Source organism: Butyricimonas hominis (assembly GCF_014287455.1).
GTDB classification, from domain to species: Bacteria; Bacteroidota; Bacteroidia; order Bacteroidales; family Marinifilaceae; genus Butyricimonas; species Butyricimonas muris.
Genome location: NZ_JACOOH010000003.1, coordinates 376,002 through 392,735 on the forward strand (window position 1 = coordinate 376,002; position 16,734 = coordinate 392,735).

17 protein-coding genes and 1 pseudogene are annotated in these 16,734 nt (G+C 46.9%); 6 read left to right on the plus strand and 12 right to left on the minus strand.

The genetic code is table 11. The features are described from left to right. Positions 1-8 precede the first annotated feature (8 nt). Together H8S64_RS08420 and H8S64_RS08425 are read right to left on the minus strand one after the other, a co-directional pair. Positions 9-332 (minus strand): HU family DNA-binding protein, encoded by a 324-nt coding sequence (locus H8S64_RS08420; protein WP_227215632.1) that lies wholly within the window; start codon positions 330-332, stop codon positions 9-11. Positions 333-742: 410 nt separating this feature from the next. Further along, a complete protein-coding gene (locus H8S64_RS08425; RefSeq protein ID WP_099292882.1) occupies positions 743-1,711 on the minus strand; it encodes a hypothetical protein in 969 nt (322 codons plus the stop codon). Between the two features lie 236 nt (positions 1,712-1,947). Between H8S64_RS08425 and H8S64_RS08430 the strand changes: the two genes are divergently transcribed. The 6 genes and pseudogenes from H8S64_RS08430 (at position 1,948) to H8S64_RS08455 (ending at position 7,040) form a co-directional block, all read left to right on the plus strand. Continuing rightward, the gene (locus tag H8S64_RS08430) at positions 1,948-2,532 is read left to right on the plus strand and encodes a DUF3575 domain-containing protein (protein ID WP_099292883.1); all 585 of its coding nucleotides are present in this window, start codon (positions 1,948-1,950) and stop codon (positions 2,530-2,532) included. Between the two features lie 5 nt (positions 2,533-2,537). Further along, positions 2,538-2,831, plus strand: a pseudogene (locus H8S64_RS22895) (DUF3868 domain-containing protein); the annotation flags it as partial. A gap of 1,172 nt (positions 2,832-4,003) precedes the next feature. Continuing rightward, complete coding sequence (locus H8S64_RS08440) at positions 4,004-4,252, plus strand: GlsB/YeaQ/YmgE family stress response membrane protein (RefSeq protein ID WP_186975720.1); 249 nt, start codon at positions 4,004-4,006, stop codon at positions 4,250-4,252. Between the two features lies 1 nt (position 4,253). Beyond that, positions 4,254-5,150, plus strand: coding sequence for a phospholipase A (locus H8S64_RS08445; protein ID WP_255469480.1), 897 nt, complete (start codon positions 4,254-4,256; stop codon positions 5,148-5,150). Between the two features lie 187 nt (positions 5,151-5,337). After that, the gene (gene gpmA, locus H8S64_RS08450) at positions 5,338-6,027 is read left to right on the plus strand and encodes a 2,3-diphosphoglycerate-dependent phosphoglycerate mutase (RefSeq protein ID WP_186975721.1); all 690 of its coding nucleotides are present in this window, start codon (positions 5,338-5,340) and stop codon (positions 6,025-6,027) included. 245 nt (positions 6,028-6,272) lie between these two features. Then, a complete protein-coding gene (locus tag H8S64_RS08455) occupies positions 6,273-7,040 on the plus strand; it encodes an exodeoxyribonuclease III (RefSeq protein WP_099294630.1) in 768 nt (255 codons plus the stop codon). Between the two features lie 188 nt (positions 7,041-7,228). Here the strand turns inward: H8S64_RS08455 and H8S64_RS08460 are convergent, their stop codons facing one another. From H8S64_RS08460 to H8S64_RS08505, 10 genes are all read right to left on the minus strand, one after another. Beyond that, a complete protein-coding gene (locus H8S64_RS08460) occupies positions 7,229-7,891 on the minus strand; it encodes an HD domain-containing protein (RefSeq protein WP_186975722.1) in 663 nt (220 codons plus the stop codon). A gap of 7 nt (positions 7,892-7,898) precedes the next feature. Then, positions 7,899-9,059 carry a nicotinate phosphoribosyltransferase gene (pncB, locus tag H8S64_RS08465; protein ID WP_186975723.1) on the minus strand — a complete coding sequence of 387 codons (1,161 nt, stop codon included), beginning with the start codon at positions 9,057-9,059 and terminating at the stop codon, positions 7,899-7,901. Between the two features lies 1 nt (position 9,060). Beyond that, positions 9,061-9,849: a cysteine hydrolase family protein gene (locus H8S64_RS08470; protein WP_186975724.1), complete on the minus strand. Its 789-nt coding sequence runs from the start codon at positions 9,847-9,849 to the stop codon at positions 9,061-9,063. A gap of 4 nt (positions 9,850-9,853) precedes the next feature. Then, the gene (locus H8S64_RS08475) at positions 9,854-10,435 is read right to left on the minus strand and encodes a uracil-DNA glycosylase family protein (RefSeq protein WP_186975725.1); all 582 of its coding nucleotides are present in this window, start codon (positions 10,433-10,435) and stop codon (positions 9,854-9,856) included. Positions 10,436-10,473: 38 nt separating this feature from the next. Next, positions 10,474-11,049 (minus strand): flavin reductase family protein, encoded by a 576-nt coding sequence (locus H8S64_RS08480; RefSeq protein ID WP_186975726.1) that lies wholly within the window; start codon positions 11,047-11,049, stop codon positions 10,474-10,476. A 422-nt stretch (positions 11,050-11,471) separates the two neighbouring features. Then, on the minus strand, positions 11,472-12,704 hold the full coding sequence (locus H8S64_RS08485; RefSeq protein WP_186975727.1) for an IPT/TIG domain-containing protein: 1,233 nt from the start codon (positions 12,702-12,704) through the stop codon (positions 11,472-11,474). 91 nt (positions 12,705-12,795) lie between these two features. Continuing rightward, entirely contained in the window at positions 12,796-14,070 is a 1,275-nt protein-coding gene (locus H8S64_RS08490) for a thioredoxin family protein (protein WP_186975728.1), read from the minus strand. A 14-nt stretch (positions 14,071-14,084) separates the two neighbouring features. Next, positions 14,085-14,501 (minus strand): hypothetical protein, encoded by a 417-nt coding sequence (locus tag H8S64_RS08495; RefSeq protein WP_255302053.1) that lies wholly within the window; start codon positions 14,499-14,501, stop codon positions 14,085-14,087. 13 nt (positions 14,502-14,514) lie between these two features. After that, complete coding sequence (locus tag H8S64_RS08500) at positions 14,515-15,207, minus strand: hypothetical protein (protein WP_099292904.1); 693 nt, start codon at positions 15,205-15,207, stop codon at positions 14,515-14,517. Positions 15,208-15,210: 3 nt separating this feature from the next. Beyond that, positions 15,211-16,728 (minus strand): RagB/SusD family nutrient uptake outer membrane protein, encoded by a 1,518-nt coding sequence (locus H8S64_RS08505; RefSeq protein WP_186975729.1) that lies wholly within the window; start codon positions 16,726-16,728, stop codon positions 15,211-15,213. Positions 16,729-16,734: the final 6 nt, after the last annotated feature.

Below are 16,734 nucleotides of genomic sequence, written 5' to 3' on the forward strand. Positions count from 1 at the left end.
GCCGCTCCTTAGTCAAAAAAGTATTTACCGATGGAGAATTTAACCACTTTTTTCGCGGGAATGGTCATGTTTTGCTTGCTGTTCGGGTTGTAACCGTTACGGGCTTTGCGTTCCCTGATAGAGAAAGAACCCAGTTCCAACAAAGAAATCTTCTCCCCGTTCTTCAAAGATTCCGCCATTGTCCCGATTACCGCGTTTACAGCCTTAGCGGCTTCCACTTTGCTTGTCCCGTTTTTCTCCGCGACCTTCTCGATTAATTCACGTTTGTTCATTGTCAATAGTTTTAATATTAATAAATAGAGTTTACCGGCGTGTATTACACGAAACCGCACCCGACGCGCGGGGCGTCAAGCACGATTCCGGGTATTATCTATAATTCTGTTTCATCGATACACACGCTTTTAAATGAATTTTGCCAAGATGACGTTCTGCCCACTTAGCAGTACAAAGATGAAAGATTTTATTCAACAATCAGTGCTTATTACAGTGTATCAGCCATATGCGTTTTTTCTATTTCTGTATGGATTATCAAAAACAGACTTGAATAATGAAACAGATTCTCTATTTATTGTTAAACATTCCGTTATTCGTAACTACAACACGGAAAGATTCCCGTGTTGGGTTTATGTACAAAACGTCCTTCGGACAAAATCAAAACGGCAGCTTACGCTGCCGTTAATATAGTACCCCACAGGAGGCCATAACTTTATAAACCTTATAAACTTCACGAACTTAATAAACTCTATTCGCACAAACCATTGACGATTTCCCGCTGGTCTTTAAAGAATTTACTCCGTTGGATTTCCCCGCTTTGAGAGATCAGCACGGAATATTTCCGCAAGGAATCAACCCACTCTTTCACGTTACGGAACACGTTCTCGTCGTGTGAAGTGATGGAGTTGATGGCGAACAGCCGGATGAGGCTTAACTTGTAGGAGGAAGTCGCTATATAACTATATGTCGCCTCGAAGTTAATGTTGGCTATATATATAGATACCTCTTTCCCGCTCTTGAACGCCCCTCGAACGGCTATCTCTTCCAGCTCGTCGAGCAACTCGAGCAACTCTTTTTTCAATTTCCGCACGTACTCCGGTGAAATCAAGTTCGCGCGGGCGAAATACTTGATATCGTTCACGAGGTAGAAAAAGATTTTACAATCCCATATATACTCGGTATGATTGAACTCCTGCGACTCTCTCACGAAATCGCGCTGGCGGTCGAGCAGTTTGTCCACCAGCTTCAGTTCCTCGAAATGATGTTCGATATCAATCTTCTCGAACTGGTACAACCATTTGAACATACGGAATTTCGACAGCAACTCGTATTTCAAGTAGAACGTCTGCGGGATAATATTCGACGCCGTGCAAAGCACCGAGGTCGGGTCATGCTTTATCTCTTGAAAAACCTTCACGTAATTGTCTACGATGGAATAATAAGTTTCCAACGGATCGGTATAATGTATGACGTTCAAGTCGAATATCGCACTCATTCCTTTCTTGGAACCGACCAGCTTGTCCAACGACACGCCCATCTCGCGGGATATGATAGCAGCCTCTGACAAGGTGAAGGGGACTTCACCCCGCAACCTGCGGTAAACGGCTTCTTTACCGAGGTATAATTTATCTATTAATGTATTTGCCAGATTAACCCCACGCGGGAGTTTTTCTTTCATGGCTTTAATTAATTCTTCATTGTAATCAAAAGTTGTCATGATTTGAGTATTTATTAATACAACTATATTACTCGTTATACGAGTCTGTCGTTTCAATAGTTCCGAAAAGTGAAATTATTTGCCCGGCAATTTAATAAAAATATCGGAATACAAATCAAAAAATGAACAAGAGTGCTTCAATAGAAACGCGTTAAATAACAAATACACGTTAAAGGTCACTAATTCTTGACGCGAGCGAGATACTTTTGTAATATCAAAAACAAAGTGAAAGGGTTATGATGAGGAAAATGATTTTCGTGCTGGGTATGATCGCGCTTGTTTCGACAAGCAAGGTTAGCGGACAAGAGAGAGATTTCTACAACGCCCCGCTTTTCAGCGTGAAAACGAATGCCTTGTACTGGTTGACAACCACGCCCAACATGGGATTGGAAGTCGCGCTGGGGAAAAAGACAACTTTGGACCTGTCCGGTACGTATAACCCGTGGAGTTTTGGTGATAACAAAAAGATTAAACACTGGCTGGTACAACCGGAGTTCCGGTACTGGGGAGGCGAACGTTTTAACGGGCACTTCTTCGGGGTTCACGGGCTCTACGGTAAGTTCAACGCGGGAGGAATCAAGATGTTGGGATTGGACAAATACCGTTACGAGGGCTCGTTTCACGGTGGAGGGATTTCATACGGTTATCAATGGATACTCGGGAAACGCCTGAACTTGGAAGCCACGCTCGGGATCGGGTACGCGAGATTCGAGTACGACAAACACGAGTACCAGACCGGGGGTAAATTTATAAAAAAGGGTGAAAAAGATTATATAGGCCCGACGAAAGCTGGAATTAGTCTGGTGTACATTATAAAATAAGAGTGATGAGAAAGACGATCATATATAGTATAATTTTACTGACCGCGGGTCTGTTTTCAACGAGAGTGGAGGCTCAGAGCAACGTCTACGTGGGCGAGATACGCGTCACGCAGAATCGTTTCGAACAGCGGGGTGACAGTGTTTTCATCGAAATGACAATCGACATGAACGGGTTACCCGTGGGCAACAACGAAGCCTTCACGCTAACCCCCGTGATCGAGAAAGGGACTGAAGTAGAAGAATTACCATCGGTAATCGTGAACGGGAAGCGTAGGTCTAAGGCGTATCAACGGTCACTCTACTTCAATCGCGGGGCGAAACCTTTCCCCACGTACTCGGTAGTAGCGGCTAACAAGCGCACGCGGGAGAAAGTAAATTATAAAATAAGTGTTCTTTATCAAGCGTGGATGCAGGACGCGGCATTAAATTTGCACGAGAGTTTTTATGATGGAATAGAGCAACGCTTGATATCGGTAAACTTGTTGGCGAAGGCACTCAAGCCGGACGCGGCCTTGAAAGGGAAGGTGCAGATTGTTGCCCCCACTCCCCTCGCGCCCGAACCGGTAACGCGAACGACCCCGGTCGTGAAAGAGAATACCGCGTCGCCAGCGAGGGTTGTTGAAGGCTCCGCCTATCTTGATTACCCGAGGAACCGGACAAATATTATCCCGGATTACAAGGATAATCGCGAGGAGCTTGCCAAGATCAAGGCTATGATTGACGAGATCACGAGCAACCCGGATCACGAGATAACGGGAATTTATCTCACGGGATACGCTTCCCCGGAGGGAACGTACGCGCGAAACGAGCAACTGTCACGGGAACGCACGCTGGAATTGCGCGACTACCTGCTTGACAGGTACCCGATGCCAAGAAACCTCTACCACGCGGATTGGGTGGCGGAAGACTGGACAGGACTGAAAAAATTGATAACACAATTCGGGATGCCCGATAAAGATAGAGTTCTTTACATTATTAATAACGTCGATATTTTCGAGGGAAGAGAAAAACAACTCATGGATCTGGATCAAGGAGTGCCTTACAGGTACATGGTGAAAGAATTTTTCCCGCGATTACGACGAGTTGATTACAAAATCACGTATCGAGTAATCAAATAAAGCACTAGAGAATAAGATATTCCTGAATGCCCCCCGGTATAACAAACGCCGATCCCCACATACACCTCTTACCGGGGGCATTCTTCAAAAACATTATCAAGAGCTATCCTCGAATGCCTCCCGGTTGTAACAAACGCCGATCCTCACATACACCTTCTTGACCGGGGGCATTCTTTTCCAAGAGCCGATTTCTGATCGGCTCTTTTCTTTTGTCATGACAGTGTCCTGTTACTTTTTGTCATGCCGAATGACTCTTTGTCACTTTCTTTGACACTAATAAAGTGTCCAGAAATTGGAACTTTTTCATGGCTGTTTAAGTTTAAATATACAAATGAATCTAAATCTTATAAGTTATGATGTTTATTTGGTATATTTTAATCGGTATCGCGGCGGGATTTATCGCCGGGAAACTCGTCCGCGGAGGTGGACTGGGATTGTTTTTAAACCTGATCGTCGGGATTATCGGCGGAGTGCTGGGCGGCTGGCTCTTCGGGGTGATGGGCATCTGGACGACGGGTATCATCGGAAGCCTGATAACGGCAACCGTGGGAGCTATCGTGTTGCTGGCTATCGTGTCATTATTCAGCAATAAAAAAGCATGAGATGATGAAAAGGCGGCGGCGTATTATTGTTCCGGTCTTCTTCTTTTGCTTGCTTTGCCCGGCAGTGCTGCAAGCGCAAACGGACGAGGAAAAAAAGATATTGCGGGAACGGGAGGAACTTGCCAAGAATAAAACCGGGGGTACGGTAGTTGTCAGCGAGAAGAGCGCGTTGGAGTTGTTCGACAACACCCCCAGTTTCGGCATATTCCGGGATAATTACTTCGTCTCGGGCATTCCTACCAACCACAAGATCGACAAGCACACGGCGGATGCCAAATTCCAGATCAGTATACGCCAACGCCTGACAAAAAGTATTCTCCCGTTCAAAACCTTCCTGTACCTGACCTACACGCAAAAGTCTTTCTGGGATATTTACGCCAAATCGAGCCCTTTTCTGGATAATAATTTCAACCCGGGAATAAGCCTGAGCAAAGCATTGATCTATCGCGATCAATTGATGGGAATGGCGGTACTTTCATTCGAGCACGAGTCAAACGGACGTGATTCTCTGGCTTCCCGGAGTTGGAACTATATCTCGTTGTCCGGCTCATGGTTTATCGATTACCGCTTCTCCGTGCAGATGAAAGTATGGGGCGGCTGGGTGGACAAAGAAGGAAACCCGGATTTACTGAAATACAAAGGGTACGGCTTTGTCGCTTTCAACTACCAAAGTGCTAACGAACGACTGTGGTGCTCTGCCATCATCAATCCCCGCCGACAGTTTATCAACATGAATACCACGTTGGAGATAAACTTCAAACCCAGCTTGAAAGCAAACGAATATTTGTTTATACAGTATTACAACGGTTACGCGGAGAACTTGCTGGAATACGACCGCTACGTGTCCATGGTGAGATTCGGGATCTGCATCAAACCGGCTTTACGCAATTACTATTAGGTTTGTAAAGTTTATAAAGTTCATAAAGTTTATAAAGTGACGGGTGTCCTTCGGACTGTGTTTAACGGCAGCTCAAGCTGCCGTGGACAAAGCGCCCCGCAGGGGTCTAAGAACTTTATAAACTTTATGAACCTTATAAACTTTATAAACCCTTACACGTATACCCCCTATAATTAAACAAGGTATTATGTGTAAATTAATATTAGTCCGGCACGGGGAGAGTGTCTGGAACAAGGAAAACAGGTTCACCGGATGGACGGATGTCGATTTGAGTGAAAAGGGGGAACAGGAAGCTCGCCGTGCCGGTGAGTTAATTCGGAAACACGATTTGTTATTTGACGTAGCTTTTTCTTCCGTGTTGAAACGGGCTATCCGCACGTTGCATTTACTGGAAGAATCGGCAGACCGGATGTGGGTACCGGAAATTCATAACTGGCGTTTGAACGAGCGGCATTACGGGGCATTACAGGGATTGAACAAAGCGGAAACGGCAAAGAAGTACGGGGAAGAGCAGGTACATATCTGGCGAAGGAGTTTTGATGTTACACCTCCTTTACTGGAGCCTGACGATCCTCGCGGAGCCGTCTACGAGGACAAGTACAAGAACGTGGACCCCGCCGTGCTTCCCTTGGGCGAGTCGCTGGCACTGACGATCACGAGGGTCATTCCTTTCTGGCAGGATTATATCGCACCCTGCCTGATCTCGGGAAACACGGTGCTGGTCGTGGCACACGGCAATAGCCTACGGGCATTGATTAAATACTTGGACGGGATCAGTGACGAAGATATTGTCGGTTTGGAAATTCCGACAGGAGTACCGCAGGTATATGAATTGGATGCACAATTGCGCCCGAAGAAACGGTATTATTTGAAATAAGCCACCGGGGCAAAGCAGTAAAGTTTATAAGGTTTATAAAGTTCATAAAGTTTATAAAGTGACGGGTGTCCTTCGGACTGTATTTAACGGCAGCTAGAGCTGCCGTGGACAAAGCGCCCCGCAGGGGTCTAAGAACCTTATAAACCTTATGAACTTTATAAACTTTATGAATCTTAAGAACCTTCGGCTCGACATTAGTAAAACTTTTTTTGTAAGTTTGAGGCATAATGCAAAAAAAACGAACCATGAAAATAGTTACTTATAATGTCAATGGCCTACGGGCTGCCTTATCGAAAGATTTCACGAAATGGTTGGAAGACGAACAGCCTGATGTCGTGTGCCTGCAAGAAACAAAAGCGCAACCGGACCAGATACCGACACTGGAATTCGAGGCTTTAGGCTACCGTTCTTACTTCTTTTCAGCCAAGAAAAAAGGATATAGCGGGGTAGCGATACTCTCGAAAACGGAGCCGGATCACGTGGAATACGGGATGGGACTCCCCGCGTACGACGACGAGGGACGTTTCATTCGTGCCGACTACGGCGACTTGTCTATCGTAAGTGTATATCATCCTTCCGGAACGACAGGAGATGAACGGCAGGCATTCAAGATGAAATGGTTGGAAGACTTCCAGAATTACGTGGAAGAACTGAAGAAAACCCGCCCGAACCTGATCCTTTGCGGGGACTATAATATTTGTCACCGCCCGATAGATATTCACGATCCGGTACGCAACGCCAAGAACAGCGGTTTCCTGCCCGAGGAACGGGAATGGATTGGTGGGTTTATCGACTCCGGCTTTATAGATACCTTCCGTTACTTCCACCCGGAAGAGGCAGAAAAATACACGTGGTGGAGCTATCGCTTCAACGCCAGAGCCAACAACAAAGGCTGGCGCATCGACTACTGCATGGCAACCGAAAACTTGAAACCCCGCCTGAAAGACGCGTATATCGAACCGGAAGTCTATCATTCAGACCATTGCCCGAACGTTTTGATAATTGAAAATTGAAAGTTGAAAATTGAAAATGAACTCCTCCGTCTGCTTCGCAGCCACCTCCTCTATAAACAGAGGAGGAGCTGGTGAATCTTACCGAAGATGGTGAGTAATTTAGCTCTCCCTCTGTTTATAAAGGGAGTACCCCGAAGGGGGGAGGGAGTTCTTTTCATTTTCAATTTTCAACTTTCAATTTTCAATTATTAAAGCAGTCTTTGTCCGTTGACGATCAGTTCGAAATGAATATCCAAGTACTCGGCAGCTTTGCGGCTCAGAAGCATACGACCGAGGAAAATTTCAAAGTAATCCATGACAGCGGAGATTGACGTGTCGATTTTCAAGTCAAGAATAATAGCCGTGTTGTCCTCGTTGAAGTAGATACGGGATTCTTCGACAGCATAGTTTACACGGTCATGTATGTCAAAGTTAGAGAAATCTTGATTGCGTACGCGGGAACGACGTACATCGGTTTTATCCGCGAGAATCAAGGCAGCGGCGATCGGGTTGACAGCCGCGGCTGTCCCCTCGTCATGGTTGCCGATGGCACTGATGACTTGGGCTATCTCATCCGGGTCCATTCCCATGCGGTCGAGCAGGCGGAACGCCATGACGGCCCCGCTTTGAGCGTGGTCGATACGGTTGACGATATTCCCGATATCGTGCATGTATCCCGCAATCTTGGCCAACTCCGCCGTGCGTTTCGGGTAATTCAACGTCAACAGAATCATTTCTGCCATTTTCGCCGTTTTTACCACGTGGGGAAACGAGTGTTCCGTGTACCCCAAGGCAAGCAGCACCTTATCCGCCTCGTTAATATATGTTTTTATACTCTCGTCGTTTCGGATATTCTCGTATGTAACTAACATCTTTTCTTTATTTTATTCTCAACATTCTCAAACATAAATCAATTTCTTCGGGATCCCCCGTGTGCTTGCCCGCCACGTCAGACAATTTGACAGTAGGGAGAAATATATCACTTCCCTTGGGACGGCACTCGAAAAGTTTAATCACGATGTTCAGCGGTGTCACACCGACGTCGTTCGTGATATACGTGCCGATACCGTAAACATCGTGCAGGCGCCCGGCAACGTACTCTTTGATTCTCTTTACCCCGTCGAGGTCAAGAGCATCGCTGTACACGATCGTCTTGCTCGCCGGGTCAACCCGATGCCGACGGTAATGACGCAAGGCTTTCTCCGTAAACTCGAAAGGATCGCCGCTATCCCACCGCAAGCCGTCAAAGAGCTTGGCATACTTCGTGTCAAAACTATTGAAGAAATTATCCGAAGTATAGGTATCCGACAAGGCTATCCCCAGATAACCGTCATAGACGTCCACCCAGTTTGCCAGCGCCATGGCATTTGCCGAGCGATAGCCGAAATGCGCACCGTGATACATGAACCACTCGTGAGGATGCGTCCCCATGGGCGTGAGGTTATATTTCATGGCAAAGTAAACGTTACTCGTGCCGTTGAGCAATCCCTTCATGTTTTCCCGCAATATGCAGATCACCCGATCCTGCACCTCGAACGAGAAGCGGCGACGGGTGCCGAACTCGGAAATCTCCGCATGCATTTCCGCGAAAGCCTTTGCCTTGGCCATAGCCCTTTCTTCCGTATCGCGTGCCTCCTGCCCCGTCATCCGGAAATACAATTCCGAAATAATTGCCAGCAAAGGCACTTCCCACAATACCGTCCGGTACCATAATCCCCGCACCTCGACGTCCAACCGGCCTCCCGCTTGACTCACCTTGACCTCGTCGGGATTGAAACGGAATCCCTTTAACAAGTCAAAGAAAACAGAATCGAAGTAATAACACCGGGCACGCAGAAAGCGTTCATTCTCGGGCGATAGCACCAAGGTTGCCATCTCGTCCACTTCCTTCCTTACCGCCTCGGCAAAACCGGGGGGAAAGAGAGTGTTTCCCCTGTTCACGAAGCGATAGACAACCTCGGCATCCGGAAACTTTTTCTGGATAGCGTTCATCGTCGTGAACTTGTAGAGGTCGTTATCTAAAAAATCATGTATTATCATCTCAATCTTTATCCAACAATATTGAATCGGATTTGACGAAACGCGCCCCGAGGCGTGCCGCCTTGTCGTAGATCGGTACAGCCAATCCCTCGCATCCCGGTATATCGCTCATACAATCCTCGATGATCACGAGCTTGCGGACAATCTCCGGGAAGTCGAATAACTGTTTTAACGTGTTTGCCACGCAATGGGTTCTAGCCTCACCCGCCAACCATATCGTATCGTATTGTTCAAACTCTTCTTTCAACTTCACGTTAAAGGCTGTTTCGGGAGCCGAAGCGACAGGCACGTTTGCCCGAAAAGCCCCGAAAAACTCCGTGCCGGGATGTAGTCCTTTCTCGACAATCCCGCAATAACGCCCCTGACGTGCCCAGCGGATGACGGCATCGAACAAGACCGGAATAATGGCAGCCCCCTCGCTTCCCTTGATACAGTGCTCCGGCCAGATCACGTGCTGGTACTCCCCCGTCTCCTTGAGTTGACGCAGGTACTCGACGACTTCCGCTTTGTCGCCGAACGGTATCCACTCCCCGGACACGACTTCCCACCAAGATATGGTGGTGAAAGGTTTCGGGTTTTCGCCCTTGGCATTCCGCCAATAGAAAGGATGCGCAATGTCCATCACGTGATGTTGATCGAGCGTAAGGATAATTTTGTCTATCTCTTCCTTCTTCCGATCTATCAATCTCCCCAACCGCTCGGCGTCTTTTTCCGCTCCCGGTACATATAGAGAACCGCGAGGCGAACAAAAGTCGTTCTGCATATCCACGATAAACAACAGTGTCTTCATATCCCTACAACATATCTAAATCATGAAACATTACGCGGTAATCAGCCGCTTTTTCCTCCAACGGTTTCGGATAAGCCCTTGATGACGACGGCATACGGTAAAGCCGCATCGGGCGTCCCTCGTGCACGAACTCGCTATACCCGCCTACCCGGGGGGATACGGCATCGATTTGTTCCAACAGGGTATCGGTCGCCTTCTGTCCCGTGGTCACGATAGCGCGACACGCGGGAATCTGCGCCAAGACCCGCTTCAAATCGACCGGGGTAACCACTTCCAAAAACTGATCGGATGCGTTTCCCTTGTGCCGGATGATCTCCATAGCGGTATCGAATAACGCTATTCCCTTCTCGTTGAGGAAGGCGATAATCCGATCCTTGTCAAAGCTTTTCTTTCCCTTCTCTAAAAAATAGTCCTTATCCCCGAAGAATAATACCCCGTAAAGCCGCCACATATCGTTCTGCAAATTGGGGTAGTAAAAATCCATCGACCAACGTGCCCGCGGCGGAGGAAAACTCCCCAGCATGAGCAACCGGGCATTACCCGGCAGGAATGGTTGCAACGGATGCTTTTCTATCAGATCATTCATATTCCTATTATATCGTTTACTTCAAATCTTTAGTTATACTATCGTCTTCTCTTTTTCTTCTCCACAGACCAACCAAATTTACCGATTTTCTTGCCCAATTCAAAATATCCGCCGTGTAAATACACCAGAGGTTCGGCGTCCGCCAACTCGAATTTGCCCGTTTCCCCGCTCAAGTAACGGTCATCCGCTTGCACGTTCACGACATCGGCGATAAACATATGATGTGACCCCAGCGGCACAATTTCTTTCACCCGACACTCGATAGACACGGGCGATTCCTCTATGATAGGAGCCTTCACGACCTCTCCCGGCACGGGCGTGAGTTTCATCTCCTCGAATTTATTGTACTCCCTGCCGGAACGCACCCCGCACCAATCGGTAGCATACGCCATATCTTTCGTCGTGAGATTAATCACGAACTCCATGTTCTTTTTGATGATCGGGTAAGAATTTCGTTCCGGTCGCACGGAGATATAGCACATCGGCGGGTTGGTACATATCGTTCCCGTCCACGCCACGGTCAAGACGGCGTATTCCTCCGGTTCGCTCCCGCAAGTCACCAGCACCGCCGGCAAGGGATAAATCATGTTTCCCGGTTTCCAATTGTGTTTCATTCCAGTTATTTTATCGCCAAAGATAAGCTAAAACACAAAACGATCAAACTACCCGACATCCGTTTATCTCCCCGGCAGGAAGAAGTGAAACAGAAATAAGGGAGAGAAGAGGTAGAGGACAAGACATAGTTCCATTTTATTCTCAAATCACTTTCAATTCAAAAACGTCTGTGAACGTCTTTGAAACGTCTTTGTATCGAAGGTGAAACGTCTTTGTTCCCTTATTACTCCCTTATCTCTCCGTTATTTCATGGGGTTCTCTTCATCAACACTCCGACAAAAACAGGACTACCGAGTTCTATCGGCATCACGGGAAATACATGGATATTGTATGAAAAAAGACCGGGTTCTATTCAAACCCGATCTTTACAACACAACTTAGTCATGAACGATGTCACAACTCCAATACACGTTTTCTGTTATCACTCGACATCTTTGATATATACTAATGCCACGCAACCACTTCCTATCCAAGGATCAAGAGCCTTATTCGTTTTCGGATCGAAAGGCAGAATACCATCGCTCTCATCCCCAAACATTCCGTATATCAGCCCGGTCGTCGGGTCGTACACCTGATCGACAAAATAATTATCAATGGTTGCAATAACCGGATTATTATAGTCATCGCCATACCACTCGTCTTCCCCAGCAAACTCATGTACTGTTGTTTTGGCTGTAGCGTCCTCTCCTTCATTGTTCTTGAATACATAATGATTATCACCTGTTTTCACAAAACGGAAAGATTTCATCATATCCTCTGCTGCAGGATAATCATAATAATCATCATTCAAATCTGCAACGATGGATATATGATACGCAACATCCCCCATATCAAGACGCAAACCGGCAAATATATAGCTTTCTCCATATAAAAATGTACCACCCGTGGAATAAAGACGTCTGTAAGGCGCTTCCAATTGATCTGTGTAAGTTTGTAAAAGAGTGACATTTCCATCGCGTTCAACAGAATACAAGCAAATATCATAGCTATCAGTATCATAAGTCAAAGCGTATAATTTTTCACCATCCGTGCTGATAGAGAAACAACGACCGGCATCTGCCCAATCGATCTTTCCGCCTTTACCCGCTTTGATATCGTAATAACGCAATTCATAAGTACTCTTGTTATCCACGAATGTGATGACTTTATAATACACCATGCCATGATTGTCTGCAACAATACCCTCGATGTCACTATCCAGTGTAAACAACGCCTTACCTCTCCTTTGGGTGGCAACGTCGATCGGGCACACGGAATTTGTCGTTTCATCGGCAAACACACCATACAAAGTAGCTTCAATATCCGGAGCCTCTTCAAAAGTCAAATCACCCAACTCGTATGATTTCCCGCCTTGTAGCAAAATCACTTTACATTTACCGGTAACTTCTGCCGGAGCCTTAAAGGTTATTCCGGCATCGGTAACTTCGACAATCGCAGCATCGATAGCCTCGGCAGCCCCTTCCGGTTTTACCTGTATCTTGCAATCCTGCGCAAATCCCTTACCCGCAAGCGTTACATTGTCCCCGACAACGGGATTTACCGTCGGCAGTTGCAAATCAGTAATAGGCATCTTGGGTTCCTCCGGATTATCCTTATCATCGGAACAGGCAATAAAACTCGCCAACAAGCAAAATAATAACATTAATCTTTTCATGGTCTTTCTTTTTTTCACCTTGTACCCCAAAAGGTTCTGTTAGTGTTAATATGGACGAAGAGGTAGGGTATGAATAAACCTCTTCCTGTAATTATTCTTCTAATTTCTTTACATATTCCTGTACTGCCGCAGACAAACCGGGATTATTGAATTGCAGGGAAATCACGTAAGCCTGATCATAACACTTCTTCGCGTCCTCCTTGCTTCCCGAAGCCTTGTAACAATCGCCCAGCATCAGCAAACAACGCATCTGCATCTCCGGCTGCAACTTGCTTTTCAGAGCTTCGTTTAACCAACTGATTCCCTGACGTGCCACTTCCGGCGTGATCTTTTCCCCCAGCACTTCATACAGCGACTCCAACGCCCCGATATAATCTTGAGGACGAATACCTTCACCCAAGCCCGCAAAATATTTCTCCATGTACGAACGGTACTTTTCGACATCCTTCTTGTTGTACAGGTAATACTCCGCATCAAACAGCAGCTTTAAACCGGAATACGTGTCCATCCCCCCGAAATTTATGATAGAATCATACACGACCTTCAAATCTCCCCGCACGCGCTCCAACTCCTCCCGGTAGCTCATATCACCTTTTTTCGCCAACTCTTCCATCCAAGGATAACTCAACATGAACAGGAAATTGGAAACCTCGTTCCGATCAATCACTCGCGCGTAATCATCAACGTGCAACAACACAAATTCAAACACCTCGTCTTTCTTCCCCATCCCCGTGTGGTATATAGAGAAAATCTTCAAGTCATTCGCCGTGATACAATCTTCCAACGGTCTTTGCTTCCGGTAATCGGCGTATAACTTCTCGATCCGGTATTCCCATTTGTCATGATCCTGACCGGACAAGCGGGCGATATACCCCGGGGCTTCCAACAGAATCTCCTGCATCAGTGTTTGATTCTTCCTGTCCTTCTTCAGTTTCTCGTAAAGCTGGTCCACGGGCAACACTTCCTTCAATGCCAACCGGGCAAAACGGAGAAAACCGTTCTTGTCGGTAGCCCCCAGTTGCCGCCCCAGCACGTTGCCCTCCGTGTCCAGAATCAACATATTCGGATACGCCATGACGCCGTATCGCTTCACTTCCGGCAGGTACGCCTTGTCCTCGGCATTAATCTGATAATTGATAAAATGTTCGTTGAAATACTCCCCGACCTCGTCGTCCGGGAATACATTTTTGGACATCAGTTGACAAGGTCCGCACCACGTGGTGTAGAAATCGACAAACACCTTCTTGTTCTCTGCTTTCGCCTGCTTCAAGGCATCTTGGAAGGAACCCTTGAAAAAACGGATACCTTCCCCTCTTGCCCCGGCAGCGAAAATACATATCATTAATAATAACACGCTCTTTCTCATAACCTTTCATTTTATTATTCCACTATAAAAGTAAACACGTCAGGGATTACCTCGGAATATCCCTCGTTCGACACCCTGACGGAAACCACGTAATGCCCCACGGGCACGCTTACTTTCAAGGGAAACTCCATTCTTCCGCCTCCCCGGATATTCAGGAAACTTTTGAACATGGCGGCATCGCCGTCCTCGGAAGTCACGTCTACGATCTCGAACAGAACGGGAGCCGTACCGTCAACTCCCTGACATTTCGGGGATACCCAAGGAGCATTGTTCATCTTCCGGTAAGCATCTTTCAGCGGATCCAACTCCTTGCGAATAATCATCGTGTCGGGTACGTATTGTGCGTTACCCGTTTCAAGGTACCCCGGCGTGGGGTTGTGACATCCCCACCAAACTAATATCACCCCTATCAAAACCAAATATTTTTTCATCTCTCCCATGCTATTAATGATTAACTATTGCCCAATATCTATCCGTGTACATCTCTCCCAAATTATAACTGTACGGTAACGAATGTACCATCCCGTTCGTCGGTTTCACGCCGATTGTAGCCATACCGATGTCCTTGATTTTCTTGCCCTCGCCGTCAACCGATGCCATTTCCACGATAACCGGTCCCATCTCGGGAATATTCATGTAAGGTTCCTGTATCGTCCACAACCACACCCGGTTACCCCAACGAGTGGTAAAAATATTGCCCCCGCCGTCCATTTTTTGTTCCTCGTTATAGGTAGCCCTCGCGATATCATCGCGGGCGATAATTCCCTCTACCACGTGGCTCAACACGATTTTCCGGCATATTTCGACAGGTACCCGTTGGATACTCTTGTAACCGTGAATCACGTATTCCTTGTCCGTGTTTCCCACGCCACCTATCTTATCCCAGAAAAACCACTTGCGAATGGTGATATTCGTGGGTCCCAAAAAAGTGAAATCCTCCTTTTCGAACATCTCTCGTAATCCCGCGCGATCAATAATCTTCACGATAGAATCCCAATCGTAGTGATTACTCTGCAAGTATTCATACATATTACCCCGGAATTCCTCCTCGCAAACTCCCGTATCGATATAGTCGTATTTTGTACCGCAAGCCGTAAATACACCCGCCACGACCAGTATAAACAGTATCTTTTTCATAGCTTATTTCATTTTTGACGCCCAAAACGTGTTCTGGATCATTAAATCATTTTGTGAAAATGCAGTTTGGGGAACAGGCAGGTAAAGAGCCCCGTCTTTCACGTCCTCAACCGACAAATCGTTAAAACCTCCCTGCAACTCCGTTTTCCAGTATCCGTTACGAACCACGTCGTAATAACGGTGTCCCTCGTACAACAACTCCTTCTCCCGCTCCTTGAAAATATCGTATTGCAAATCCCCGCTATCACCTTCGGCAGGCCATAACTTCGCTTCCGCCCGATCGCGGATTACGTTCAGATCGGCTTTCGCTCCCGCCGGGTCATTCATCTTTACCCGGCACTCCGCGCGCAACAGGTACATATCCGCCAACCGGAAAATAACCCGGTTCACATCCATCCCTTTAAGCCAGACTTCCCCGGCAACCGATGCCCCGTAACGGGCATACCGCCATTTATAGAGATAAGCCAATCCCGCTTCCTGCCATTCCGGATCATCCAGATGGTAGAAATAAGCCTCCCGACGTGCATCTCCTGCCGGGAATAAAGAATTTACTCCCGCTATCGTTATTCCAAAATCCTTATCTTTAATATCCATCTTTTCCTCGGTCTTCACGATCGGGGCTCCGATCATGGAATAAGCGGGTAGAAAAACGGAGTAAGTACTGGCATCCTGATAATTAATTTCCAACTCGAAAACACTCTCCGCACTTTTCCTGTGCATCACCTCGGCACAAACCTCTTCCGGGTTCTCCGCAAGAGTATAGACACCCACTTCGTCGCGATACTTTTCCTCGATCAACTTACTCGCCCATTTCTCCGCCTCCTTCAAATCCTCCTGACCGCCGACCACGTGAGCCTTCCACGCGTACAGGTGAGCCAACAGGGCGGCAGCACTTCCCTTACACCCGTATTGCTTCGAGGTCAACGCTTTGTTATTCGAGTTTTTCAGACCGCTGAACTTGGGCAACATGTCATACGCCCGTAAGGCGGCATGAATAGCCGTGTCCAAAACGACGGATGCCGGGCTTTTGGCGTATTTATCAATGTAATTGCTTCCTTTCGTGATAACAGCATCACCCCACATCCGTACCAAGTAAAAATAGCACATGGCTTTCACGAATTCTCCCTGACCGCAATAAAAACGTACCCGTTCGGGAGCCACATCCTTGGCTTTTTTGTAATTATCGAAAAACAAATCCACGATAGCAAGCGTGTTGTAGTAAGTCTTCCATTGCTGTTGATTAGTAACATTCAACAAATAGTCGGTATTCAACCCGCGTATTTTATTTATATAAGATCCCTGCTTCACGACATCCACCCGGAGTCCCATAAACTCCTGTTGAGTCACCCCTGTCAAAGCTGTTCTCAAATTCCCGTGCATTTGTATTACTACCGCTTCCAAATCCTGTTCCGTCGTGAAATAGTGTTCAAACGTCACCCCGTTCTTCGGTTCCAGATCAAGAAGCGAATCACAAGAAGCACACAGCAACACGACCAGTACACTATATAAAAATCTTTTCATAATCTA

Excerpts from the sequence above, each read along its gene's own strand:
- H8S64_RS08425 (WP_099292882.1), bottom strand. The coding sequence starts at position 1,711 with ATGACAACTTTTGATTACAATGAAGAATTAATTAAAGCCATGAAAGAA.
- H8S64_RS08430 (WP_099292883.1), top strand. The coding sequence starts at position 1,948 with ATGATGAGGAAAATGATTTTCGTGCTGGGTATGATCGCGCTTGTTTCG.
- H8S64_RS08440 (WP_186975720.1), top strand. The coding sequence starts at position 4,004 with ATGATGTTTATTTGGTATATTTTAATCGGTATCGCGGCGGGATTTATC.
- H8S64_RS08445 (WP_255469480.1), top strand. The coding sequence starts at position 4,254 with ATGATGAAAAGGCGGCGGCGTATTATTGTTCCGGTCTTCTTCTTTTGC.
- gpmA (WP_186975721.1), top strand. The coding sequence starts at position 5,338 with ATGTGTAAATTAATATTAGTCCGGCACGGGGAGAGTGTCTGGAACAAG.
- H8S64_RS08455 (WP_099294630.1), top strand. The coding sequence starts at position 6,273 with ATGAAAATAGTTACTTATAATGTCAATGGCCTACGGGCTGCCTTATCG.
- H8S64_RS08460 (WP_186975722.1), bottom strand. The coding sequence starts at position 7,891 with ATGTTAGTTACATACGAGAATATCCGAAACGACGAGAGTATAAAAACA.
- pncB (WP_186975723.1), bottom strand. The coding sequence starts at position 9,059 with ATGATAATACATGATTTTTTAGATAACGACCTCTACAAGTTCACGACG.
- H8S64_RS08470 (WP_186975724.1), bottom strand. The coding sequence starts at position 9,849 with ATGAAGACACTGTTGTTTATCGTGGATATGCAGAACGACTTTTGTTCG.
- H8S64_RS08475 (WP_186975725.1), bottom strand. The coding sequence starts at position 10,435 with ATGAATGATCTGATAGAAAAGCATCCGTTGCAACCATTCCTGCCGGGT.
- H8S64_RS08480 (WP_186975726.1), bottom strand. The coding sequence starts at position 11,049 with ATGAAACACAATTGGAAACCGGGAAACATGATTTATCCCTTGCCGGCG.
- H8S64_RS08485 (WP_186975727.1), bottom strand. The coding sequence starts at position 12,704 with ATGAAAAGATTAATGTTATTATTTTGCTTGTTGGCGAGTTTTATTGCC.
- H8S64_RS08490 (WP_186975728.1), bottom strand. The coding sequence starts at position 14,070 with ATGAGAAAGAGCGTGTTATTATTAATGATATGTATTTTCGCTGCCGGG.
- H8S64_RS08495 (WP_255302053.1), bottom strand. The coding sequence starts at position 14,501 with ATGAAAAAATATTTGGTTTTGATAGGGGTGATATTAGTTTGGTGGGGA.
- H8S64_RS08500 (WP_099292904.1), bottom strand. The coding sequence starts at position 15,207 with ATGAAAAAGATACTGTTTATACTGGTCGTGGCGGGTGTATTTACGGCT.
- H8S64_RS08505 (WP_186975729.1), bottom strand. The coding sequence starts at position 16,728 with ATGAAAAGATTTTTATATAGTGTACTGGTCGTGTTGCTGTGTGCTTCT.